At 67.3% G+C, this 22,545-nt stretch carries 21 protein-coding genes and 2 pseudogenes; 9 read left to right on the forward strand and 14 right to left on the reverse strand.

The features are described from left to right. A pseudogene (locus QZ814_RS04975) lies at positions 1 to 865 on the reverse strand (chemotaxis protein); the annotation flags it as partial. 206 nt (positions 866 to 1,071) lie between these two features. Here QZ814_RS04975 and sdhC point away from each other — a divergent pair. Genes sdhC through sdhA form a run of 3 tightly spaced genes read left to right on the forward strand, consistent with a single transcriptional unit; the run spans position 1,072 to position 3,681 of the window. Continuing rightward, a complete protein-coding gene (gene sdhC / locus QZ814_RS04980) occupies positions 1,072 to 1,494 on the forward strand; it encodes a succinate dehydrogenase, cytochrome b556 subunit (protein WP_294329981.1) in 423 nt (140 codons plus the stop codon). After that, complete coding sequence (gene sdhD / locus QZ814_RS04985; protein ID WP_294329982.1) at positions 1,487 to 1,879, forward strand: succinate dehydrogenase, hydrophobic membrane anchor protein; 393 nt, start codon at positions 1,487 to 1,489, stop codon at positions 1,877 to 1,879. The genes sdhC and sdhD overlap by 8 nt, the downstream gene beginning before the upstream one ends. Further along, on the forward strand, positions 1,879 to 3,681 hold the full coding sequence (sdhA, locus tag QZ814_RS04990; protein ID WP_294329983.1) for a succinate dehydrogenase flavoprotein subunit: 1,803 nt from the start codon (positions 1,879 to 1,881) through the stop codon (positions 3,679 to 3,681). The genes sdhD and sdhA overlap by 1 nt, the downstream gene beginning before the upstream one ends. Before the next feature lie 186 nt (positions 3,682 to 3,867). Here the strand turns inward: sdhA and ruvC are convergent, their stop codons facing one another. From ruvC to QZ814_RS05015, 5 genes are all read right to left on the reverse strand, one after another. Further along, complete coding sequence (gene ruvC, locus QZ814_RS04995) at positions 3,868 to 4,359, reverse strand: crossover junction endodeoxyribonuclease RuvC (RefSeq protein WP_294329984.1); 492 nt, start codon at positions 4,357 to 4,359, stop codon at positions 3,868 to 3,870. Between the two features lie 139 nt (positions 4,360 to 4,498). Further along, complete coding sequence (locus QZ814_RS05000) at positions 4,499 to 5,242, reverse strand: YebC/PmpR family DNA-binding transcriptional regulator (protein ID WP_066720190.1); 744 nt, start codon at positions 5,240 to 5,242, stop codon at positions 4,499 to 4,501. An 83-nt stretch (positions 5,243 to 5,325) separates the two neighbouring features. Next, on the reverse strand, positions 5,326 to 5,562 hold the full coding sequence (locus QZ814_RS05005) for a DUF2312 domain-containing protein (protein WP_010543233.1): 237 nt from the start codon (positions 5,560 to 5,562) through the stop codon (positions 5,326 to 5,328). A 125-nt stretch (positions 5,563 to 5,687) separates the two neighbouring features. Continuing rightward, on the reverse strand, positions 5,688 to 6,941 hold the full coding sequence (locus QZ814_RS05010; protein WP_294329985.1) for an amidohydrolase family protein: 1,254 nt from the start codon (positions 6,939 to 6,941) through the stop codon (positions 5,688 to 5,690). Positions 6,942 to 6,970: 29 nt separating this feature from the next. Next, positions 6,971 to 7,348 carry a DUF1244 domain-containing protein gene (locus QZ814_RS05015; protein ID WP_294329986.1) on the reverse strand — a complete coding sequence of 126 codons (378 nt, stop codon included), beginning with the start codon at positions 7,346 to 7,348 and terminating at the stop codon, positions 6,971 to 6,973. 72 nt (positions 7,349 to 7,420) lie between these two features. Here QZ814_RS05015 and pyk point away from each other — a divergent pair, with 72 nt between their 5' ends. Beyond that, positions 7,421 to 8,890 (forward strand): pyruvate kinase, encoded by a 1,470-nt coding sequence (gene pyk, locus QZ814_RS05020; protein ID WP_294329987.1) that lies wholly within the window; start codon positions 7,421 to 7,423, stop codon positions 8,888 to 8,890. Between the two features lie 144 nt (positions 8,891 to 9,034). Here pyk and QZ814_RS05025 read toward each other — a convergent pair whose 3' ends face one another. Genes QZ814_RS05025 through QZ814_RS05035 form a run of 3 tightly spaced genes read right to left on the reverse strand, consistent with a single transcriptional unit; the run spans position 9,035 to position 10,637 of the window. Next, the gene (locus tag QZ814_RS05025; RefSeq protein ID WP_294329988.1) at positions 9,035 to 9,670 is read right to left on the reverse strand and encodes a heme exporter protein CcmB; all 636 of its coding nucleotides are present in this window, start codon (positions 9,668 to 9,670) and stop codon (positions 9,035 to 9,037) included. Continuing rightward, positions 9,667 to 10,236: a heme ABC exporter ATP-binding protein CcmA gene (gene ccmA, locus QZ814_RS05030; RefSeq protein WP_294329989.1), complete on the reverse strand. Its 570-nt coding sequence runs from the start codon at positions 10,234 to 10,236 to the stop codon at positions 9,667 to 9,669. The genes QZ814_RS05025 and ccmA overlap by 4 nt, the downstream gene beginning before the upstream one ends. Then, positions 10,233 to 10,637 (reverse strand): metallopeptidase family protein, encoded by a 405-nt coding sequence (locus QZ814_RS05035; protein WP_294329990.1) that lies wholly within the window; start codon positions 10,635 to 10,637, stop codon positions 10,233 to 10,235. Before QZ814_RS05035 ends, ccmA begins: the two co-directional genes overlap by 4 nt. Positions 10,638 to 10,683: 46 nt before the next feature. Here QZ814_RS05035 and QZ814_RS05040 point away from each other — a divergent pair, with 46 nt between their 5' ends. Then, complete coding sequence (locus tag QZ814_RS05040; RefSeq protein WP_294329998.1) at positions 10,684 to 10,980, forward strand: 4a-hydroxytetrahydrobiopterin dehydratase; 297 nt, start codon at positions 10,684 to 10,686, stop codon at positions 10,978 to 10,980. Positions 10,981 to 11,069: 89 nt separating this feature from the next. On the opposite strand, the gene katG is transcribed toward QZ814_RS05040, so the two are convergent. Further along, a complete protein-coding gene (gene katG / locus QZ814_RS05045; protein ID WP_294329991.1) occupies positions 11,070 to 13,268 on the reverse strand; it encodes a catalase/peroxidase HPI in 2,199 nt (732 codons plus the stop codon). 252 nt (positions 13,269 to 13,520) lie between these two features. On the opposite strand from katG, the gene QZ814_RS05050 reads away from it, so the two are divergent. Continuing rightward, positions 13,521 to 14,837, forward strand: coding sequence for a cystathionine gamma-synthase family protein (locus QZ814_RS05050; RefSeq protein ID WP_294329992.1), 1,317 nt, complete (start codon positions 13,521 to 13,523; stop codon positions 14,835 to 14,837). Between the two features lie 116 nt (positions 14,838 to 14,953). Here the strand turns inward: QZ814_RS05050 and QZ814_RS05055 are convergent, their stop codons facing one another. Together QZ814_RS05055 and QZ814_RS05060 are read right to left on the reverse strand one after the other, a co-directional pair. Then, entirely contained in the window at positions 14,954 to 15,940 is a 987-nt protein-coding gene (locus QZ814_RS05055; RefSeq protein ID WP_294329993.1) for an SGNH/GDSL hydrolase family protein, read from the reverse strand. A 31-nt stretch (positions 15,941 to 15,971) separates the two neighbouring features. Beyond that, the gene (locus tag QZ814_RS05060; protein ID WP_294329994.1) at positions 15,972 to 16,868 is read right to left on the reverse strand and encodes an iron-containing redox enzyme family protein; all 897 of its coding nucleotides are present in this window, start codon (positions 16,866 to 16,868) and stop codon (positions 15,972 to 15,974) included. Positions 16,869 to 17,065: 197 nt separating this feature from the next. Here QZ814_RS05060 and QZ814_RS05065 point away from each other — a divergent pair, with 197 nt between their 5' ends. Both QZ814_RS05065 and QZ814_RS05070 read left to right on the forward strand, forming a co-directional pair. Then, positions 17,066 to 18,571, forward strand: a complete 1,506-nt coding sequence (locus QZ814_RS05065; protein WP_294329995.1) for an acetyl-CoA hydrolase/transferase family protein — start codon at positions 17,066 to 17,068, stop codon at positions 18,569 to 18,571. A gap of 101 nt (positions 18,572 to 18,672) precedes the next feature. Continuing rightward, entirely contained in the window at positions 18,673 to 19,944 is a 1,272-nt protein-coding gene (locus QZ814_RS05070) for a GGDEF domain-containing protein (RefSeq protein ID WP_294329996.1), read from the forward strand. Positions 19,945 to 20,113: 169 nt separating this feature from the next. On the opposite strand, the gene murA is transcribed toward QZ814_RS05070, so the two are convergent. Then, positions 20,114 to 21,397: a UDP-N-acetylglucosamine 1-carboxyvinyltransferase gene (gene murA / locus QZ814_RS05075; RefSeq protein WP_294329997.1), complete on the reverse strand. Its 1,284-nt coding sequence runs from the start codon at positions 21,395 to 21,397 to the stop codon at positions 20,114 to 20,116. A gap of 151 nt (positions 21,398 to 21,548) precedes the next feature. Between murA and QZ814_RS05080 the strand changes: the two genes are divergently transcribed. Beyond that, a complete protein-coding gene (locus QZ814_RS05080) occupies positions 21,549 to 22,256 on the forward strand; it encodes a Crp/Fnr family transcriptional regulator (protein WP_294329999.1) in 708 nt (235 codons plus the stop codon). A gap of 179 nt (positions 22,257 to 22,435) precedes the next feature. Here the strand turns inward: QZ814_RS05080 and QZ814_RS05085 are convergent. Further along, positions 22,436 to 22,545, reverse strand: a pseudogene (locus tag QZ814_RS05085) (IS5/IS1182 family transposase); the annotation flags it as partial.

Raw genomic sequence — 22,545 nt, forward strand, 5'->3', positions numbered from 1 at the left:
TCGACTTGGCGTGTTCGGAGAGCATCTCGCTCATCCCCACGGCATTGCTCGCCTGGCCGCTGGCGCGCGTGGCGATGGCCGCCGCCGCCTCCACTTCGGTGCGGGCATCCTCGATCGCGCGGATCAGTCCGGCCGCGGTCATCGCCGCCTCGCGCATCGCCACCGCCGACTGCTCCGCCGCTGCCGCGACTTCGCTCGCCTTGCCGAGCATCCCGCGTGCGGAGGCCGAGGTATGCGCCGCCTGGCCGCGCAGTTCCGCGCCCTCGCGGCTGGCACGCTCGACCGTGGCGCCGATCGAATCGCGGAATTCGGTCGACAACCGGTCGCGCGCCACCTGGGCGCTGTGCTCGCGGTACATGTTGTAGATTTCAACGGTGATGTCGGCTTCCAGTGCCGAGAGCCGCATCAGCGTGTCGACCAGCGTCGGCACGCGCGGATCGGTGCCGCCGACGCGGCGGATCAGCACCTCCAGCGCCGCACGATCGCTTGCGCTGATCATCGACAGCAGCGCCATCGGCGGCACGCCCTTGTCATAGGCCGCCGCGACCGAGCGTTCGATCGATTCGACCCAGGCCTGCCCGGTGGTGTCGAGAAAGCGGTTGCGCAGGAACACGACGCCGACGTCGATCATCTTGGCGGTGTCGGACGGCGCCCAGTCGCGCTCCTCGGGGAAGCAGCGCACCCATTGATGCCAATAGGCCGCGGAGACAGCCTCGATTTCCGGCTCCAGAATCTCCCAGCATTCGCGACTCGACTGGAGGAGCGATCCCTCGAAGTCGAACACGCGCAGCCGCGCCGCGGTGTCGATCCGCGCGCTCATCGTGCCGGCTGCTGCCATTGCCTGAGTCGATACCGAATTCGTCACGCGCACATCCCCGGTTTGCGGCCGCAGTTCGGGCCGCATCGGACATGCTATGTGGCGTGAGTGGTTAAGAGCCGGTTAGGAGGATGTGTGGCATTACCGCTCCGCACCATCTTGCGCCCACCACCCGGCTGAACCTAAGGGCAATCCGTCTTGCATCCTCGTCCTGCGGGATTAAGGAAGCCCGCGTCGACCGAAAGGATTTATCGTTGGCCAACGTCCGCAATACGGCGCGACCGCTGTCGCCGCACCTCGGCATCTACAAGTGGGGGCCGCACATGGCGGTCTCGATCATCCACCGCGCCACCGGCTCCGGCATGGCGACCGTGGGTACCGGTCTGTTCGTCTGGTGGCTCGTCGCCCTCGCCTACGGGCCCGATGCCTATGCGACCTTCCTGCACGTGTTCACGCAGAGCGATGGCCGGCTGAACATCCTCGGCTACATCATCGGGGTGGGGCTGAGCTTCTCGCTGTTCCAGCACATGGGCTCGGGCGTTCGCCACTTCTTCCTCGATGCCGGCGCGAATTTCGAGCTGCGCGCCAACAAGCGCAGCGCGCTTGCCACCTTCGCGTTCAGCATCCTCGCCACCGCGATCTTCTGGGTCGTGCTTCTGGAGAAGGTTCATGGGTAACGGAACCCGTCTCGGTCGCGTCCGCGGCCTCGGCTCGGCGCACGAAGGCGCGGGCGAATGGTGGAAGCACAAGGTTTCCTCCGGATCGAACCTGCTGCTGACGCTGTGGCTGATGGTGTCGATCGCGCTGCTGCCGGCCTATGACTTCGCGACGATCGCCGCCTGGATCGCCCAGCCGCTGGTCGCTGTGCCGCTGATCCTCCTGGTGCTCAGCGTCACCCATCACTTCCGTCACGGCCTGCAGGTCGTGATCGAGGATTATCAGCACGACGAAAGCCGCTTCGTGCTGCTGGTCCTGCTCGAATATTTCACGATCACCGTCCGCGTGCTCGCGATCTTCTCGATCCTGAAGATCGCCTTCACCACCACCGGAGTGGCTGCCTGATGTCCGCCGCCTACAAGATCATCGACCATATCTACGACACCGTCGTCGTCGGCGCAGGGGGTTCGGGCCTCCGCGCGGTGATGGAAGTGGCGCAGTCCGGCCTCAAGACCGCCTGCATCACCAAGGTGTTCCCGACGCGCAGCCACACGGTCGCGGCGCAGGGCGGCATCGCCGCCAGTCTCGGCAACATGGGTCCGGACCACTGGACCTGGCACATGTACGACACCGTCAAGGGCTCCGACTGGCTCGGCGACCAGGACGCGATCGAGTATCTCACCCGCGAGGCCCCGGCCGCGGTGTACGAGCTCGAACATGCCGGCATGCCGTTCAGCCGCACCGACGAGGGCAAGATCTACCAGCGCCCGTTCGGCGGCATGATGCAGAACATGGGCGAAGGGCCGCCCGCGCAGCGCACCTGCGCCGCGGCTGACCGTACCGGCCATGCGATGCTGCACACGCTGTACCAGCAGAGCCTGAAGTACGACGCGGACTTCTTCATCGAATATTTCGCGCTCGACCTGATCATGGAAAATGGCGAGTGCCGCGGCGTGATCGCGCTGTGCATGGAAGACGGCTCGATCCACCGCTTCCGCAGCCATGCGGTGGTGCTGGCGACGGGCGGCTATGGCCGCGTCTACCAGTCGGCCACCTCGGCGCACACCTGCACCGGCGACGGCAATGCGATGGTGCTCCGCGCCGGCCTGCCGCTGCAGGACATGGAGTTCGTCCAGTTCCATCCGACCGGCATCTACGGCGCGGGCGTGCTGATCACCGAGGGTGCGCGCGGCGAAGGCGGCTATCTCACCAACTCCGAGGGTGAGCGCTTCATGGAGCGCTATGCGCCGTCCGCCAAGGATCTCGCCAGCCGCGACGTCGTGTCGCGCTCGATGGCGATGGAGATCCGCGAAGGCCGGGGCGTGGGCAAGGAGAAGGACCATATCTTCCTTCACCTCAACCACATCGACCCGAAGATCCTGGCCGAGCGCCTGCCCGGCATCACCGAGACCGGCAAGGTCTTCGCCGGTGTCGACCTCACTCGCCAGCCGCTGCCGGTGGTCCCGACCGTCCACTACAATATGGGCGGCATCCCGACCAACTATCACGGCGAAGTCGTCCATCTGAAGGACGGCAACCCGGATGCGGTCGTCCCCGGCCTGTTCGCGGTCGGCGAAGCGGCCTGCGTGTCGGTGCACGGCGCCAACCGCCTCGGCTCCAACTCGCTGATCGACCTCGTGGTGTTCGGCCGCGCGACCGGCAAGCGGATCGTCGACATCCTCAAGCCGAACACCCCGCACCATCCGCTGCCGAAGGATTCGGAAGCGCTGGCGCTGGGTCGCCTCGACCATTTCCGCAACGCCAATGGCGGCACCCGCACCGCGCAGCTCCGCGCCGACATGCAGAAGACGATGCAGCGCCACTGCGCCGTGTTCCGCACCGAGGAGCTGATGGCCGAAGGCGTCAGCCACATGGAGCAGGTCTACAAGGGCCTGGAGGACGTGCACGTCAGCGACCGCTCGCTGGTGTGGAACACCGATCTCGTCGAGACGCTCGAGCTGGACAATCTGCTCGGCCAGGCGATGGTGACGATCCGCAGCGCGATCAACCGCAAGGAAAGCCGCGGCGCGCACATGCACGAGGACTTCCCCGAGCGCGACGACGCCGGCTGGATGAAGCACACCATCGCGACGTTCGACGGCTGGGGCGGCAAGGGCGGCAAGACCGACATCGATTACCGTCCGGTCCACGACTACACGCTCACCGACGCGATCGACTATATCAAGCCGAAGAAGCGGGTGTACTGATCCGCTAGCGGATGGGTTTAAAGGAGGCCGGGGCGGCGACGCTCCGGCCTTTTCGTTCGCCACGCAGCCGTCATCCCGACGAAAGTCGGGATCCATTGGGGTCTCCGTTCCGACTCCTGCTGATAGCGAAAGGCGTCTGGATCCCGGCTTCCGCCGGGATGCCGAAATTGCGGGAAGGCCGCAGGCCTACCGAAGAACCCCGAACCGCGCACTCGCCAGATGGTGCGCATGGCAGATCGCCACCGCGAGCGCGTCGGCGGCATCGGCGCCGACGATCTTCACCCCCGGCAGCAGCCGCGAGACCATCGCATGGACCTGCTCCTTGTCGGCATTCCCCACGCCGACGACGGACTTCTTGACCGTGCTAGGTTTGTATTCCCCGACGTCGATCCCCACCCGCGCGGCGGCGCACAGCACCACCCCGCGCGCCTGGCCGAGCTTGAGCGTCGACTGTGCGTTGGAATTGACGAACACTTCCTCGACCGCCGCCGCCTCGGGCGCATGATCGGCGATCAGCGCGGCGAGCATCGCGTCGAGATGGGCGAGCCGGCGCGGCAACGTCGCCTTGGTGTCGGTGACCAGCTTGCCGTGCGCGACATGGCCAAGGCGGTTGCCCTCGGCGCGGATCAGTCCCCAGCCAGTCGTCCCCAGGCCGGGATCGAGCCCCAGGATGATCACAGATCCTCCCCGGCACGGGGAGGGGGACCAGCCGAAGGCTGGTGGAGGGGGCTCTCCACCAGCGAGTCCATCGTGGGAGCCCCCCTCCACCACCGCTTCGCGGCGGTCCCCCTCCCCGTTGCGGGGAGGAGCGAGAAGATCAACCCAGCTTCTCCATCACGTCGTCGGGGATCTCGTAATTCCCCCACACGGTCTGGACATCGTCGTCATCGTCGAGCGCGTCGAGAAGCTTGAACAGCGTCGCGGCATCGTCCGCGCCCACCGTCACCATGGTCTGCGGCCGCCAGGCGAGCTTTGCGCCCTCGGACTCGCCGAGCACCGGCTCCAGCGCCTTGGCGACTTCGTGGAGGTCGCCCTGCGCGGTCCAGATCTCGTGGCCGTCCTCGCTGCTGGTCACGTCCTCGGCACCCGCTTCCAGCGCGGCCTCGAACACCTTCTCGGCGTCGCCGGCGCTCGCCGGATAGGAGATCAGGCCCAGGCGGTCGAAGCCGTGGCTCACCGAACCGGCGGTGCCCAGATTGCCGCCGTTCTTCGACACCGCGGTGCGTACGTTGGTGGCGGTACGGTTGCGGTTGTCGGTCAGCGCCTCGATGATCAGCGAGACGCCCGCCGGGCCGAAGCCCTCGTAGCGGATCTCTTCGTAGTTATCGCCTTCGCCCTTGCTCGCCTTGTCGATCGCGCGCTGGATATTGTCCTTGGGCATCGACTGCGCCTTGGCGGCGTTGATCGCGGCGCGCAGGCGCGGGTTCATGTCCGGGTCCGCCAGACCCATCTTTGCCGCCACGGTGATTTCGCGGCTAAGCTTGGAGAACATCGCCGAGCGCTTCTTATCCTGCGCGCCCTTGCGGTGCATGATGTTCTTGAATTTGGAATGGCCTGCCATGGTGAACCCGAACTGCCTGCGGTCTGGAGAAGGTGGAAAGCGCTCGCCTTAGCGCGGATGCCCGGCGAGCGCCATCGCGGGGCTCAGATGCCCAGCGCCTGCTTGTAGGTCTCGAGCAGCATCTCGGCCTCTTCGCGGTGATGCTTTTCCATCTTCCGCAGGCGGACGATGGTGCGCATCGTCTTCACGTCGAAGCCGGTCGACTTGGCTTCGGCATAGACGTCCTTGATGTCGTCGGCGATGCCCTTCTTCTCCTCTTCGAGACGCTCGACACGCTCGATCAGGAGGCGGAGCTGCTCGGCGGAAATATTATCGGACATGGGTGTTCTAGCTCCTGAAGCATGGGATCGAGCGACGCGCCGCGCGAGGGTCGCGCCGGCCGGTTCGCCCGAAGAAAGATGGAATCAGGCGGGCCCTGTACGCCAGCCGGCGCTTCCGCTCAACCTTAGTCCTGCGGGAACGCCTGCCGCTTGCCGCGCAGCATGTGCACCACGCCGGCGCGCAGCACCGTGTCGACATGCTCCAGCACGGTCACGTCCTGCAGCGAATCGCCCGATACCGCGATCAGGTCGGCCGCCTTGCCGGGTTCGAGCGAGCCAAGCTGGTCCTTGCGGCCCAGCGCATCGGCAGCATCCAGCGTCGCCGCGCGAATCGCGCCCGCCGGGGTAAGCCCGGCGCGGACCAGCAGCGCGAACTCCCTGGCATTCTCGCCATGCCGCGACACGCCGGTGTCGGTGCCGAAGGCGACCTTCACCCCGGCCTTGATCGCCTTGGCGTGGCTCGCCGCAGCAGCAGCGGCCGCCACTTCCGCCTTGGGGATGGTCGCGGGCGGCAGCTTGCCGGCGCGGGCATTGGCGAGCGCGGTGACCGGCGCGATCATCGTCGGCACAAGCCAGGTGCCGTGCGCCTTCATCGCGGCGATGGTGGCGTCGTCGAGAAAGCTGCCATGCTCGATCGAATCGGCGCCGGCCTCTACCGCACCGCGCACGCCCTCGGTCGCATGGGCGTGCACCGCGACACGGCGCCCAAAGGAATGGGCGGTCTCGACGATCGCCTTCATCTCCTCGTCGGTCATCTGCTTGCCGAGGCCGCCGGCGACGTTGGAGAGCACGCCACCCGTCGCCGCGAACTTGATCACCAGCGCGCCCAGCCCGATCTGCTGGCGCACCGCACGACGGCAATCATCGGCGCCGTTACAGGTGTTGATCTGCCGGTGCGCCACCGCCTCGGCGAAGGTCTCCGCCAGACCATTGGTGTCGTCGCCATGCCCGCCCGAGATCGAGATCATCTCGCCCGCGTTGATGATTCGCGGCCCCGCGATCGCACCGCGGTCTACTGCGTCGCGCAGGGCCCGGACCGATCGCGGATTGCTGCCGAGATCCCGCACCGTCGTGAAACCCGCTTCCAGATCGCGTCGCGCATCCTCGATGCCGATGACGAACTCGTCCGCCTCGTCGCGGGTGAGCGCGTCCATCCGTTCCTTCAGCGGATCGCCCTCGGAGAAGAGGTGGACGTGCAGGTCGATCAGCCCCGGCAGCACGAACTTGTCGCGCAGGATGATCGTGCTCGCGCCGCGCGGCGCCTGGCCGGGGCGGTCGAGCAGCCGTCCGGCCTGGACATAGGTTACGCTGGCGGGAGACTGCGCCCAGGCCGGTACGGCCACGGTGCCGGCAAGTACGGCCAGCAACAGCGTCTTCATGCGCATTCTCCCCCTGTATCGCCCCCGGCTCAGGCCTGGGGGTCGGTCATGCTGGGAGGATCACTGGCCGGGAAGGACTCGTCAAGCGCCTCGTCGAGCTCCGCGTCGTCGCGGCCTTCGTTCTTCTTCAGGCTCTCTTCCATGCGGGCGAGTTGCTCGGGGGTCGCCTCGCTCTGGTACCGCGTCTTCCATTCGGACTGGTCCATGCCATAGACGATTCTGCGCGCATCGGCCTTGGCGATGCTCGGGTCCGCCTCGTGGATCCAGTCTCCCAGGCAATTCCGGCAAAAGCCCGAAAGCCCCATCAGATCAATGTTCTGTGCATCGTGGCGGTGGCGCAGATGGCGCACCAGCCGGCGGAACGCCCTGGCCGCGGTTGCGTCGTCCAGGCGATCTAGTTCATCCATTCGGCACCTCCGGAGTTGATGTTAACGCATTTGCAGCTAGAGGCGGGCACGCACAAGCCGAGGAAGACAACGATGACACAGGCGATCTCCCCCCGCTCGCGCAAGGTGCGCGTCCTGGCAACTTTGGGACCCGCCAGCGCGTCCCCCGAAATGATCGAGAAGCTGTTCCGTGCCGGCGCGGATGCGTTCCGCATCAACATGAGTCACGGCGACCAGGCCTCGAAGATCCCCCTCTTCGAAGCGATCCGCGCGATGGAGGCCACCACCGGCCGCCCGACCACGATCCTGGCCGATCTCCAGGGGCCGAAGCTGCGCGTCGGCAAGTTTGCCGAGGGCAAGGTGATGCTGGTCACCGGCCACCAGTTCACGCTGGACCGCGATCCCACCCCGGGCGACGCCACCCGCGTCGAACTGCCGCACCGCGAGATCTTTGAAGCGGCGCACGCCGATGCCCGCCTGCTGCTCGATGACGGCAAGCTGGTGCTGCGCGTGACCGACGTAACGCCCGACCGGCTGACCACGATCGTCGAGGTCGGCGGCGCGCTGTCGAACAACAAGGGCCTCAACGTCCCCGACATGGTGCTGCCGCTCGCCGCGCTGACCGAGAAGGACCGCAGCGACCTCAGCTTTGCGGTGGAGCAGGGTGCGGACTGGATCGCGCTCAGCTTTGTCCAGCGCCCCGAGGATCTGATGGAGGCCCGCCGCCTGATCGGTGGCAAGGCAGCCTTGCTCGCCAAGATCGAAAAGCCCTCGGCCATCGCCCGGCTCGACGAGATCCTCGAGCAGTGCGACGGCGTGATGGTCGCCCGCGGCGATCTCGGCGTCGAGCTGCCGCCGCAGACCGTGCCGCCGCTGCAGAAGCGCATCGTCGAATCGGCGCGCCGCCTCGGCCGCCCGGTGATCGTCGCGACGCAGATGCTCGAATCGATGATCGAGAGCCCCTCGCCCACCCGCGCCGAAGTGTCGGACGTGGCGACGGCAGTCTATGACGGTGCCGACGCGATCATGCTCTCGGCCGAAAGCGCCGCGGGCAAGTGGCCGATCGAATCGGTGTCGATGATGAACTCGATCGCCGATGCGGTGGAGCGCGATCCGGCGCATGGCGACCGCGTCCACTTCACCGTCACCAAGCCCGACCCGACCACCGCCGACGCGCTGGCCGAAGCGGCGAAGAACATCGCGGCGACGGTCTCGGCCTCGGCGATCATCTGCTTCACCAGCTCGGGCTCGACCGCGCGCCGAATCGCCCGCGAGCGGCCGCTGGTGCCGATCCTGGTGCTGACTCCGGAACGCGATACCGCGCGCCGTCTGGGCCTTCTCTGGGGCACGCACGCCGTGCAGACGCGCGACGTCGAGTCGTTCGAGGAGATGGTCGCCAAGGCCAAGCGCATGGCGCTCCGCCACGGCCTCGCCAAGGCAGGGGACCGCGTGATCGTCTGCGCCGGCGTGCCGTTCAAGACGCCGGGCTCGACGAACGTGCTGCACGTGGTGACGCTGCTGGGCGACGAGCTGGCCGGCTATCAGGGTTCGGAAGGCAACTGAGCCCTGCAATCCTCCTCCGCCAGGGGGAGGATTGCAGGCGCAGCCTGACGGAGGGGGAGGAAGCATGACGGCCGAGAGGGTCTGGCATCCTCCCCCTCCGACGCCTTCGGCGCCACCTCCCCCTGGCGGGGGAGGAGTAGGGTTTCACCCCCGCCCCATCCGTATCGCCGCGCCGGCGACGAAGGGGCAGCCAGCCACCAGTAGCAGACTGATCGCCGCTAGCAGCTTGAGCGCACCTGGTTCGCCGCCGGTGGCGCCCGCACCGAAGATCAGCAACGGCACCGCGAAGGGCAGCATCACCAGTCCCGCCAGCGCGCCCGCGCCGCGCAGCCCCGCCACCAGCGCTGCGGTCGCCACCCCCAGCGCCGCCAGTCCCGGCGTGCCGATCGCCAGCCCCAGCAGGATTGTCGCGAGCGCCGAGCCCGGCACGTGCAGCAATGCCGCCGCGACGCAGGTCGCCAGCAGCAGCGAAGGACCGAAGCCGAGCCAATGGCCCAGCATCTTCGCCGCCGCGATCCCGGCGTCCGAATACCCCCGCACCACCAGCTGATCGAGCACGCCGCTTTCGGCATCGGGCGCCACCAGCCGCTCGACGGGCAGCAGTGCCGCGAGCAGCGCCGCCGCCCAGATCACCCCGCCGCCGATCCGCGCGAGCAGCCGACTGTCCGGACCCACCGCGAAAGGGAACAGGATCGCGACCAGCAGGAAAAAGGCGATCGGCAGCACCAGCCCGCCGCTGCTCCACGCGCGGCGCAGTTCGCGCCAGACGAGCGCGATCACAACCGAATCTCCTGCGCACCGGGCAGCGCAATCGGCTGGTGCGTCGCGACCAGCACGATGCCGCCGCCCGCGCGGTGCGCCGCGATCCGCGCCTCCAGCATCGCGAGCGAGGCGGTGTCGAGCCCGTTGCCGGGCTCGTCGAGCAGCCAGACGGAAGATCCGCTTGCCAGGACGCGGGCGAAGGCCGCCCGCCGCCGCTGGCCGGTGGAGAGCAGCCGCACGGGAACATCGGCGATGTCGGCCAGTCCAACTGTGTCCAGCGCCTCGGCCACCGCGCCCCGTCGCCCGTCGAGCCCTGCCCAGAAGCCGAGCGCTGCCGCAAGCGTGCGTTCCGCATCGAGTGCGGCGGAGTCGCCGAGCAGCGCGCGTGCCCCCTCCCCGACCACCCGGCCGCCCAAGGGCGCGAGCAGCCCCGCGGCGATGCGGATCAGGCTGGACTTGCCGACCCCGTTCGGCCCCAGCACCAGCCCTGCCTCGCCCGCGCCCAGCGCGAAGCCGAGCCCCTCGAACAGGATCCGCCCGCCGCGCAGACAGGTGACATCGTCAAAGGCGAGGCTGGGATTCAATCGGCGGCGTCTTCCAGCGCGTGCATGTCGTCGTCGGACAGGCCGAAATGATGACCGACCTCGTGGACCACGACATGGGACACCAGCCGCTCGAGCGATTCGCCGGTCTCCACCCATTCGTCGAGGATGGCACGGCGATACAAATGAATGCGGTCCGGCAGGCCACCGGAATCGAACGCCGATTTCTCGCCGATCGGCCGGCCGTGATAGAGGCCGCTCAGGCCGAAGGGGTCGTCGATGCCCAGCGCATCGAGCGTCTCGTCGTCGGCGAATTCCTCCACCAGCAGCACCACGTCGGCGAGATGGGCTTGGAAGGGCTCGGGAATCCGTGCGAGCGCGTCGCGGGCGAGGCGCTCGATCAGGGCCGCATCGGGGGCGAAGGTTGGCACTTGCTCCGGCATGGCCGAATGCATAGGCGGAGCGGCAGACGCCGCACAAGGAGGGGATATCATGGTAGCGCGCTTGACCGACGGACTGCGCGAGGAGTCGCTCGCCGGCCTGCCCGGCTGGAGCTACGATTCGAACCGCGACGCGATCACGCGCCGCTTTCTGTTCGCCGATTTCGGCGAGGCCTTCGCCTTCATGACCCGGGTGGCGCTGATCGCCGAGAAAGCGGATCACCATCCGGAATGGTCGAATGTGTGGAACCGCGTCGAAGTGCTGCTCACCACCCATGACGCCGGCGGGCTCTCAACCCGCGACATCCAGATGGCCGCGGCGATCGACGCGCTGGTGAAGGGCTGACCCTTCCGGTCCTGAGGCCGGATCCGGCGCCATCCCCTCTTCCCGACGGGACGAGGCGTGACACCGGATCCGGCTGATCTACGTCTGGATCAGAGGTCCACGCGGTCGGCGTTCATCACCTTGGTCCAGGCCTTGCCGAACGCGTCGACGAACGCCGCCTCGGCATCGTCGGTCGCATAGGCTTCGGCCAGCGCCCGCAACTGCGAGTTGGAGCCGAAGATCAGGTCGGCCCGGGTGCCGGTCCACTTTGCCTCCCCGGTCCTGCGATCCTTGGCGACGAAGCTGCCGTCCCCTTGCGCTTCCCACTTCGCCGTAAAGCTGGTGGCAAGCAGGTTGCGGAAGAAGTCGTTGCTGAGCGCCTCAGGACGATCGGTGAACACGCCATGCTTCGCATCGCCATGGTTGGCGCCGAGCACGCGCAGGCCGCCGACCAGCACGGTCATCTCCGGCGCGGTGAGCGTCAGCAGCGCGGCGCGATCGACCAGCAGTTCTTCTTCCGACCAGCCCATCGTGTCTGCCGCATAGTTGCGGAAGCCGTCGACCTTGGGCTCGAGCGGTTCGAAACTGTGCGCGTCGGTCTGCTCCTGGCTGGCGTCGGTGCGGCCGGGCGCGAAGGGCAGGTGCAGGTCATGCCCGGCCTTCTTCGCCGCCGCCTCGACCGCCGCCGTGCCGCCCAGCACGATCAGGTCGGCGAGCGACACCTTCTTGCCGCCGCTCTGGAACTTCGCCTGGATTCCTTCCAGTACGGCCAACGCCTTGGGGAGCTCGACCGGCTCGTTCACCGCCCAGTCCTTCTGCGGAGCAAGGCGGATGCGCGCACCATTGGCGCCGCCGCGCTTGTCCGATCCGCGATAGGTGCTGGCCGACGCCCAGGCGGTCTTCACCAGCCGCGAAATCGACAGACCCGAGGCGAGGATCTCGGCCTTGAGCGCCGCGATGTCGGCCGCGTCGATCAGCGGGTGATCGACTGCCGGCACCGGATCCTGCCAGATCCGCGGCTCGGCCGGCACTTCGGGGCCGAGCAGCTTGGCGTGGGGACCGCTGTCGCGGTGGGTCAGCTTGTACCAGGCCTCGGCAAAGGCACAGGCGAACTGGTCCGGATTCTCGTAGAAGCGCCGCGAGATCGGGCCATAGGCCGGGTCGAAGCGCAGCGCGAGATCGGTGGTCAGCATCGTCGGGCGATGCTTCTTCGACGGATCATGCGCGTCCGGGATCACCGCGCCCGCGTCCTTCGCCACCCACTGGTGCGCGCCGGCCGGGCTCTTGGTGAGTTCATACTCATATTCGAACAGGTTCTTGAAGAAGCCCATGCCCCACTGGGTCGGCGTCTCGGTCCAGGTGACTTCGAGACCGCTGGTGATCGTGTCGCCGGCATTGCCCTTGCCATAGCTGTTCGCCCAGCCGAGCGCCTGCAGCTCGATGCCGGCACCTTCCGGCTCCGGGCCGATATACTGGCTGGGGTCCGCCGCACCATGGGTCTTGCCGAAGGTGTGGCCGCCGGCGATCAGCGCGACGGTCTCCTCGTCGTTCATCGCCATGCGCGCGAAGGTCTCGCGGATATCGTGCGCGGCGAGCAGCGGGTCGGGATTGCCGTCCGGTCCTTCCGGATTGACGTAGATGAGGCCCATCTGCACCGCGGCCAGCGGGTTGGCGAGACTGCGCTCGCCCGAATAGCGGCCGCCCGGCTTGTCGCTGGTCTGCAGCCATTCGCGCTCGGGGCCCCAGTTGATGTCGCGCTCCGGCTCCCACACATCGGCACGGCCGCCGCCGAAGCCGGCAGTCTTGAAGCCCATCGATTCGAGCGCGCAATTGCCGGCGAGGATCATCAGGTCGGCCCAGGACAGCGCCCGGCCATATTTCTGCTTGATCGGCCACAGCAGCATGCGCGCCTTGTCGAGGTTGGCATTGTCCGGCCAGCTGTTGAGCGGCGCGAAACGCTGCGTGCCCGAGCCCGCGCCGCCACGCCCGTCGCCGATGCGATAGGTGCCGGCGCTGTGCCAGGCCATGCGGATGAACAGCGGGCCGTAATGGCCGAAGTCCGCCGGCCACCAATCCTGCGAATCGGTCATCAGCGCGAAGAGGTCGGCCTTCACCGCCGCCAGATCGAGCTTCCGGAATTCGGCGACATAATCGAAGTCCGCGCCCATCGGGTCGCCGGCGGGCGGGTTCTGGTGGAGCACGGTGAGGTCGAGCTGGTTGGGCCACCACGTCCGGTTCGTCATGTCGAACAGGACGGCGTTGCCCTCCATCTTGCCACCATGCATCGGGCACTTGGATTCGGCGTTCATTCGGGCACCTCCTTGGGGTTCGGACTATACTCTGCGCAAAGCCTCGCACGGCCCGAGCGATCGATGAAATGGATTAGTCCGAGCACACTGATCGACCCCGCCGCTCATGTCAGTATATCCGAACGGATAGGATGCGGCCACGTCGCGCAAACGAAACGATGTTGCGCCATGGCGGTTACGGACTTGGCTGGTTTGCCCGCCCGAACTGGTTACAATCGCGACCAACTGCAGAATACACATCGGAGAGCCTGTATGACCGACGCCACCGAAGCCGATCTGACCGGCGGCACCCCGCGCGCCCGCCCCGAGGGCGAGGTCGAGAAGATCGGCGATCGCAAGCTCAAGCCGGCGACGATGATGATGGGGCATGGCTATGATCCGATGCTCTCGGAAGGCGCGCTCAAGCCGCCGATCTTCCTCACCTCCACCTTCGTGTTCCCCAACGCCGCCGCCGGCAAGCGCCACTTCGAGGGCGTGACCGGCAAGCGCCCGGGCGGCGCCGAGGGGCTGGTCTATTCGCGGTTCAACGGCCCCAACCAGGAGATCCTGGAAGACCGTCTCGCCGTATGGGAAGAGGCCGAGGACGCGCTGGCCTTTTCCTCGGGCATGTCGGCGATCGCCACGCTGTTCCTGTCGATGGTCAAGCCCGGCGACACGATCGTCCATTCGGGGCCGCTCTATGCCGCGACCGAGACGCTGATCTCGCGCATTCTCGGCCGCTTCGGGGTGAACTGGCTGGACTTCCCCGCCGGGGCAACGCGCGAAGAGATCGACGCGGTGCTGACCAAGGCGGCGACCGGCAATGTCGCGCTGATCTATCTGGAGAGCCCGGCCAACCCGACCAACGCGCTGGTCGACGTGGAAGCCGTAGCCGCGAGCCGCGACGCGATCTTCAAGGGCGAGAACAAGCCGCCGATCGCGATCGACAACACCTTCCTCGGCCCGCTCTGGGCGCAGCCGCTCAAGCAGGGTGCCGACATCGTCGTCTACTCGTTGACCAAGTACGCCGGCGGCCATTCGGACCTGGTGGCGGGCGGCGTGCTCGGCACCAAGGCGCACATCAATACCATCCGGTTGATGCGCAACACGATCGGCACGATCTGCGACCCCAACACTGCCTGGATGCTGCTCCGCTCGCTGGAGACGCTGGAGTTGCGCATGAGTCGCGCGGGCGAAAATGCCGCCAAGGTGTGCGAATTCCTGGCGAGCCATCCCAAGGTGGAGAAGGTCGGCTATCTCGGCTTCCTCGAGCGCGGCGAGGACAAGCGCCAGGCCGACATCTATCGTCGCCACTGCACCGGCGCGGGCTCGACCTTCTCGCTCTACCTCAAGGGCGGCGAGAAGGAGGCGTTCGCCTTCCTCGATGCGCTCAAGATCGCCAAACTGGCGGTGAGCCTGGGCGGCACCGAGACGCTGGCCTCGCACCCGGCGGGCATGACGCACCTGTCGGTTGCCGAAGAGCGCAAGCAGGCGCTGGCAATCACGGATAACCTCGTCCGTATCTCGATCGGCGTCGAGGATGCCGACGACCTGATCGCGGATTTCGAGAACGCGCTGAAGGCGGTGTGACCCCATTGCTCCCCTCCCGCTTGCGGGAGGGGCCGGGGGGCGGGGCTGACGTGGAAGAAGCGCGGTTCAGGTTCCAGCCCCTCCCCTACCCCCTCTCGCAAGCGGGAAGGGAACGCTTACTTCAGCCCGCGTGCCGCTTCCTCGACCAGGTCCGCCATGACCCGCTGGTCGTTCAGCGAGGGGTGGAAATGGCAGGCGGTGAATGCCAGCTGCGGCACCGCCACCGGGGTCGCGCCCGTCGCCGCCGCCACCGTGCGCACATCCGCGATGAAGGCGGGGGCGCCCATCAGCAGGAAGCGTGCGTCCGGGTTCGCGGCCTGCAGCCGCCGCACGAATGCGATGTACTTCGCCTGATAGTCCGCATGCAGCGCCGCATCGTCCTTCCACGCCTCGCCGGCATGGACCGGCGTCGAGAAGTCGTTGGTGCCGAGATTGATGACGATCAGCTGCGGCTTCCAGCCGTCCTGCAGCGCCGGCGCGGTCTCGCCGGGGATCGCGCGGGCATAGAGCACCGGCAGGGTCTCGCCCGGATTGCCGCCCGAATAGTTGCGCACCACGCCGCGTCCCGAAAAGGCGATCACGCGGTAGTCGGCGTCCCATTTCTTCGCGAGCAGCGGGCCGAAGGCGAGCTGGGTATTGGTCGTGTCATGCACCAGCGCGTCGCTGCAGTCGCGCACCGTCGCGGTATCGCCATAGCCGACGCTGTGCGAATCGCCGATGAACTCCACCCGGCGCGCGTGCACCGGCGGCGCGAGCGGCGTGCCGTCGGTGGTGATGCCGATCATCCGGCTATAGCCGCGCTGCGTCTCGGTCAGCTTCTCGACCCGGATGACATGCTCGCCGTCGGCGAGGCCATCGAACCGACGCTGGACCTTGCCCGGCTTCTTCAACACGGCGCGTTCCACGCCGTCGATCAGCACGGCGAGATGATCCTCGCCCGCCTCCACCGAGACGGTAACCGACGTGCCCTTGAACCGCCCCTCGAAATAGACGCCCGGCCAGCCGAACCGGCCATCCGCAGTAACCCGTCCCCCCGCATGCAGGGGAACGGCAGTTTCGGCGGGCGCCAACATCAGCGCGGTGGCGAGGGCTAGGCGAAGCATGGTGCGTGCCTAGCAACCCGCAAGGTCCCCGTCAGCCCCAGAGACGGTCGCGATAAGCCTCGAAGCAGCGCGCGCCGCAGCGCAGGCGGATCAGCGCTCCTTCGGCCATCGCGGTGGCACGGCGTGGATCTTCCTCCACCGCCGGACGGATCGCCTCCCGGTTCCAGTCCTCGCTATGCTTGATGTCGAGTACCGCGTGCAGCGTGAAGTAGCGCGCTTCCTTGGGGCTGAGCCCGACGCGCTTCAGCCCTTCGGCCGTTGCCGCCGACCGTCCCGGCGCGGTCAGCTCGATCACGCCGAGCGCGCCCACCGAGTGCCAGGCATAACGGCGGCTGCTGGCCATCGCGGTCATCGCGTTGGCGAGGCACAGGCTTTCCCACACGGTGTTCTCGATCACCGGCGTCACCGCCAGCGTCGCGACCAGCGCATCGAGCATCGGCCCGTGCATGCCCTTCTCGGCACCGTGCCCCATCTCGTCCCAATAATTGCGGGCGAGTTCGAGCTTGGGGCGGGTCGGCAGCTTGACCTGCGTCATCGCGACCAGGTCGTCGAACCCCGCCTCGCCGGCGGCCTCCTGCTCGAAGAACCATCGAAGCTGGTCCCGGTCCGCCGCTTCGGCGAGCCAAGGGAACAGCGGATCACCCTGTCCCGGCCCGGTCGCCTTCAGCCCTTCGAACCAGGCGATGAACCCTTCCACGTCGGTCGGCGCTGCCGCCGCTTCCTCGGCCACCTCGGCGCGCAGTTCCTCGAGGAACGCGCCCTGCAGCCGTTCCATGCGGACGTCGCGTTCGAAGGTGCGCTGCCAGTCCTCGGAGGGAAATCCGGGCTCCAGCCGCTCCCGGTTCCAATGGGCGAGGCCGCGCTGGAAGCTGTCGGTAAGAAATTGCGAACGAAGGGGTGGCGCGAAATCGCGCGCGAGGGTCGCCATGGGAAAAACTCTCTCCTGCTTGGACGCCTAAACCCCCAGGCGACCACGGCAGTTCCGGGGGAATTATGATAGATCAAGCACTTGGCCGAACCTGCATGCATCCGCTGCATCCGCTCGAACCAACTAGGTAATTGCAACAATTGCACGCAGCTCGATAGGTCTGCAGGGCCGCCAACGATGCAGCCTTGAGAGGATCCATGTCGCGTATTGCCCACCCCGGACTCGCCGCCAAGGTTACCACCGCCGAACATGCCGCCTCGTTCATCGCAGACGGGATGGCGGTGGGGATGAGCGGCTTCACCGGCTCGGGTTATCCGAAGGCAGTGCCGATCGCGCTCGCCGCACAGATCGAGTCGGCGCATGCCGAGGGCAAGCCGATGCGGCTCAAGGTCTGGACCGGTGCCTCAACCGGCCCCGAGCTCGATGGGGCGCTCGCCCGGGTCGACGGCATTTCGGCGCGGCTGCCCTATAATTCCGATCCGATCGCCCGCGAGAAAATCAACGCCGGCGAGATGGACTATGTCGACCTGCACCTGAGCCAGGTCGCGCCGCTTGCCTGGGAAGGCTTTCTCGGCCCCCTGGACGTGGCGGTAATCGAGGTTGCGGGCATTCGCGAGGACGGCTCGCTGATCCCCTCCACCTCGGTGGGCAACAACAAGACCTGGCTGGATGTCGCCAAGCGCGTGATCCTGGAGGTCAATTACTGGCAGAACCCGGCGCTGGAGGGGATGCACGACCTCTATTACGGCACCGCACTGCCGCCCAATCGCGTGCCGATCCCGATCACCGCACCGGACCAGCGCATCGGCCAGCCGACGCTCCGCTGCGATCCCCACAAGGTGATCGCGGTGGTCGAGACCAATGCGCCCGATCGCAACCTGCCCTTCGCGGCGCCCGACGCCAGCGCGCTCGCCATCGCCCAGCATCTGATCGAATTCTTCCGACACGAAGTCGGCAAGGGCCGCCTGCCCCCGTCGCTGCTGCCGCTGCAATCGGGCGTGGGCAACATCGCCAATGCGGTGCTCGCCGGGCTGCTGACCGCGCCGTTCGAGAACCTCACCGCCTATACCGAGGTGCTGCAGGACGGGATGCTGGACCTGCTCGCCGCCGGCAAGCTGCGCATGGCGAGCTGCACCGCCTTCTCGCTGAGCCCGATCGCGGCCGAGCGGCTCAACCGGGATCTCGACCGGTTCCGCGACCGCATCCTCCTGCGCTCGCAGGAGATCAGCAACCACCCCGAAGTGGTGCGGCGGCTCGGCTGCCTGGCGATGAACGGAATGATCGAGGCGGACCTGTACGGTAACGTCAATTCCACCCATGTCATGGGATCGCGGATCCAGAACGGCATCGGTGGATCGGGCGACTTCGCGCGCAACGCCTATATCTCGATCTTCATGTCGCCCTCCACCGCCAAGGGCGGGGCGATCTCGTCGATCGTGCCGCACGTCTCCCATGTCGATCACATCGCGCAGGACGTGCAGGTGGTGGTGACCGAGCAGGGCCTGGCCGATCTGCGCGGGCTCGCGCCCCGCAAGCGCGCCGAGCAGGTGATCGAACGCTGCGCCCACCCGAGCTACAGGCCGATGCTGCGCGACTATTACGAGCGGGCGCTGGCCGGCAGCTATGGCAAGCAGACGCCGATGCTGCCGGGGGAGGCGCTCGCCTGGCACCAGCGCTACATCGATACGGGATCGATGCTGTAATACTACCTAGCGACGGTTCCACGAGACGAGCGGGCAGCGCTGCCCCGCTATAATGGCCTCGTGCCGCGGCGGCTGGCGCTGCGGCAAAAGGCTGGAACGGCGTGGATCCGAAACGCTCCGAACAAGGCTATGATCCGCTGGAGCAGGGCATGCGGCGTCGCGTCGCGGCGGCATCGGCAGCTATCGTGATCGTGGTCCTGGCGCATCTGGCGCACCCGCTCGCGCACGATCACGACGCGCGGGTGATCGGTCGCGTATTGGAGTTCGGCAGCGCGATCGTGGCGCTGCTGCTGCTGCTGATCGGCGGGCCGCGGACACTGCGGGCCCTGCGCGAGCGCCGCGAGGACGCCGAGCGCGCCCATGCCGAGCGCAAGCAGATCAACCATCTGTTCCGCATGACGGAGATGCTTCAGAGCGCCAATGGCTATGCCGACGCGAATGCCGTGCTGGGAGCAACGATCGAATCGTTGCTCGCCGGCTTTGGTGGCGCCCTCTACGTGTTCAACAATTCGCGCGACCGGCTGGAGCTTTCCGCCAGCTGGCACTGGCCGGAAACCGATACGCTTCGCCCGATGCTGACGCCGGCACAATGCTGGGCGCTGAAGCGCGGAAAGCCGCATGTGAACGCCGATAGCTGCGGGGCGCTGCACTGCGAGCATCATCTCGGCACCGCGACCGTGCTCGAACTTCCGATGACCGCGCATGGCGAAATCCAGGGCATGCTGAAGATCGCGACGACGCTGCCCGACGCAGCGGCGCAGCTGGCGCGGGTGCAACCGCTCGCCACGGCGATCGCCGACGCCATGTCGCTGGCGGTTTCCAACATCGCGCTGCGGGAGAAGCTGCGCACCCAGGCGCTGCGCGATCCGCTGACCGGCTTGTACAACCGCCGCTACATGGAAGATGCGCTCAGCCGCTATGCCAGCCTTGCCGAGCGCAGCGGAACGCACCTGTCCGTCATCATGATCGATCTGGATCACTTCAAGAAGCTGAACGACGAGTTCGGTCATGCGGTCGGCGACGCGGTGCTGCGGGAGGCCGCCGCCACCATCATGAGCGCGTTGCGCACCTCCGACGTCGCCTGTCGCTACGGCGGCGAGGAGCTGCTGGTCCTCCTGCCCGAGTGCGGAATCACCGAGGCGAGCGCCAAGGCCGAGGTGCTGCGCGAGCGTATCGAGGCGCTGTCGACGACGCACGACGCCAAGATATCCGCCTCGTTCGGCGTCGCCGCGATTCCGGAAAGCACGCGCTCGATCACCGAGCTGCTCGGTGTGGCCGATGCGGCGCTCTACCAGGCGAAAGAAGCCGGTCGTAATCGCGTGGTCGCAGCGCCCGGTCGCGAGGCGCCGATGCTGCCGCTTGCGGCGGAGTAGCGAAAGCGCCGGCCCCGCGCGGCGAGCGACGCCTCACAGCCCCAGGTCTTCTATGCAGAGAGGCCTAGGCCAGGGCTGCCACCGTCGCTGCCGAGCGGCACATGGCTCCCGGCTTTCGCCGGGAGATGCTCTGGGCAGCATCGGGATGCCGCGCCCAAAGCCGCCCAGATCACCCGTCGCCGACGCGCTCGATATCCGCGCCGACGCCCTGCAGCTTCTCTTCCAGCCGCTCGTAGCCGCGGTCGAGATGGTAGACGCGGTTGACCTGGGTCTCGCCCTCGGCAGCGAGGCCGGCGAGGATCAGGCTCATCGAGGCGCGCAGGTCGGTCGCCATCACCGGGGCGCCGGTCAGCTTGCTGACCCCGCGGACGATCGCGGTGCGGCCATGCACCTCGATGTCGGCACCCATCCGCGCCAGCTCGGGCACGTGCATGTAGCGGTTCTCGAAGATCGTCTCGGTGAGCGTACTGGCGCCGTCCGCCTTGCAGAGCATCGCCATGAACTGCGCCTGCATGTCGGTGGCGAAGCCCGGGAAGGGCGCGGTGTTGAGCGTCAGGGGGCGGATGCCGTTGTCGGCGGCAATGCGCACGCCATCTGCGGTTTCCTCGACGGTGATGCCGGCCTCGACCAGTGCGTCGAGCGTCGCGCGCATGTCCTCGGCCGAGGCGCCGACCAGCTCGACATCGCCGCCGGTGATCGCCGCCGCGCAGGCATAGCTGCCCGCCTCGATGCGATCGGGCATCACGGCGTAGGTCGCACCGTGCAGGCGATCGCGGCCGTCAATCTCCAGCGTCTCGGTGCCGATGCCGCGGATCACCGCGCCCATCGCGACGAGCAGGTTGCAAAGATCGACGATCTCGGGCTCGCGCGCTGCATTCTCGAGCACCGTGGTGCCGCGCGCGGTCGCCGCCGCCATTAGCGCATTCTCGGTCGCGCCGACCGAGACGACCGGAAAGCGGAAGCGGCCGCCCGCGATGCGGCCACCGGGCGCGGTCGCCTTCACATAGCCGGCGCTGATCTCGATCTCGGCGCCCATCGCTTCGAGCGCCTTGAGATGGAGGTCGATCGGGCGATTGCCGATCGCGCAGCCGCCCGGCAGCGACACGGTCGCCTCGCCCTCGCGGGCGAGCAGCGGGCCGAGCACCAGGATCGAGGCGCGCATCTTGCGGACGATGTCATAAGGCGCGACCGTCGAGGTCAACCGGCTGGCGCGGACCGAGAGCACCCGGCCGAATTCGTTCGGGCGCGTGCCCTCTACCGAGGTCGACGCGCCAAGTTCATTCAGTAGATGTCCGAAGCTGTCGACATCTGCCAGCCGTGGCAGATTTCGGAGCGTGAGTGGCTCGTCGGTGAGCAGCGCACACGGCATCAAGGTGAGGGCGGCGTTCTTCGCGCCGGAAATCGCAATCTTGCCGGCGAGCCGATTGCCGCCACGGATGAGGATACGGTCCATGGCGAGCTTCTAGCCGCTCTGCGCGTAGGCGCAAGCGGTGGGCTGCGGGGAAGGCTTGATCGATTTTAATGCACTGATTTCGTTGCGCTGCTTTGCAGTGGGGGTCCGGGGGAAAGTGCAGAGCGTGTCATCCAGTTGTTTTGCCGATGTTTTGAGCGAGTTCATCACGCTTACGCAACAAGAGCGCGAGGCGCTGGATGCGCTCGAACTGCGCCAGCGCCATGTACGGCGTGGCGCGATTTTGCAGCGTGAGAACGAGCCTTGTGGAGAATTGTTCATTCTCCGCAAGGGATTGATGATGAGCTACGTGCTGCTGGACGACGGCAGCCGGCAGATATTGCGGTTCCTGTTCCCGGGCGACATGCTCGGCGTCTCGTCCGCCATCTATCGCGAGGCGCCGGAGACGCTGTGTGCGCTGTCCGACACGGTCGTGTGCCCGTTCGACCGCGCGGCACTGTCGGAAATCATGCAGGCGCACCCGCGGCTTTCCGCGATGATCTTGGTCTACAGCCAGATCGAGCGGGTGGCGCTCACCGACCGCCTCGCAGCCCTGGGCCGCACCAGCGCCAAGGCACGCGTGGCCGCGCTGCTGCTCGACCTGCGCAACCGCCTGCGCGCGACCGACAAGTCGATCGACCGCGAATTCACGCTGGGGCTGACGCAAGAGGAGATCGGCGACGCCACCGGCCTGACGGCGGTGCACGTCAACCGCATGCTCCGCCAGCTCGAAGAGGAAGGTATGATTGCGCGGGAGGGTGGCCGGGTCACGCTGCTCGATCGCCCGGGGCTTTCGGGCGCAGCGAACTACGTCAACCGCTACGAGGGCCTCGACCTGCGCTGGCTGCCACCCGCGCGGTGACGGGGCACGCCGGCGCGGTGGCCCAACCTGTCCCGAATACCTCGTCATCCCCGCGAAGGCGGGAATCCATTTGCCAGGACGACCGCGGAAAGAACCGGAAGTTCAGTGCCAACGGATCCCCGCCTTCGCGGGGGTGACGGCGGAAGAATAGACGGGAAACGCCTAGCGCGGATCGACATTCACCGTAACCAAATCATGGTGGCGGCGAGATGGACGAAACCTGCGAAGTGGATGGTGCGACGCTCATAGCGTGTCGCGAAGCGTCGGAAATGCTTAAGGCGGCCGAAGC

Origin of the sequence: uncultured Sphingomonas sp., assembly GCF_913777625.1 — a bacterium.
Taxonomy (GTDB): Bacteria; Pseudomonadota; Alphaproteobacteria; order Sphingomonadales; family Sphingomonadaceae; genus Sphingomonas.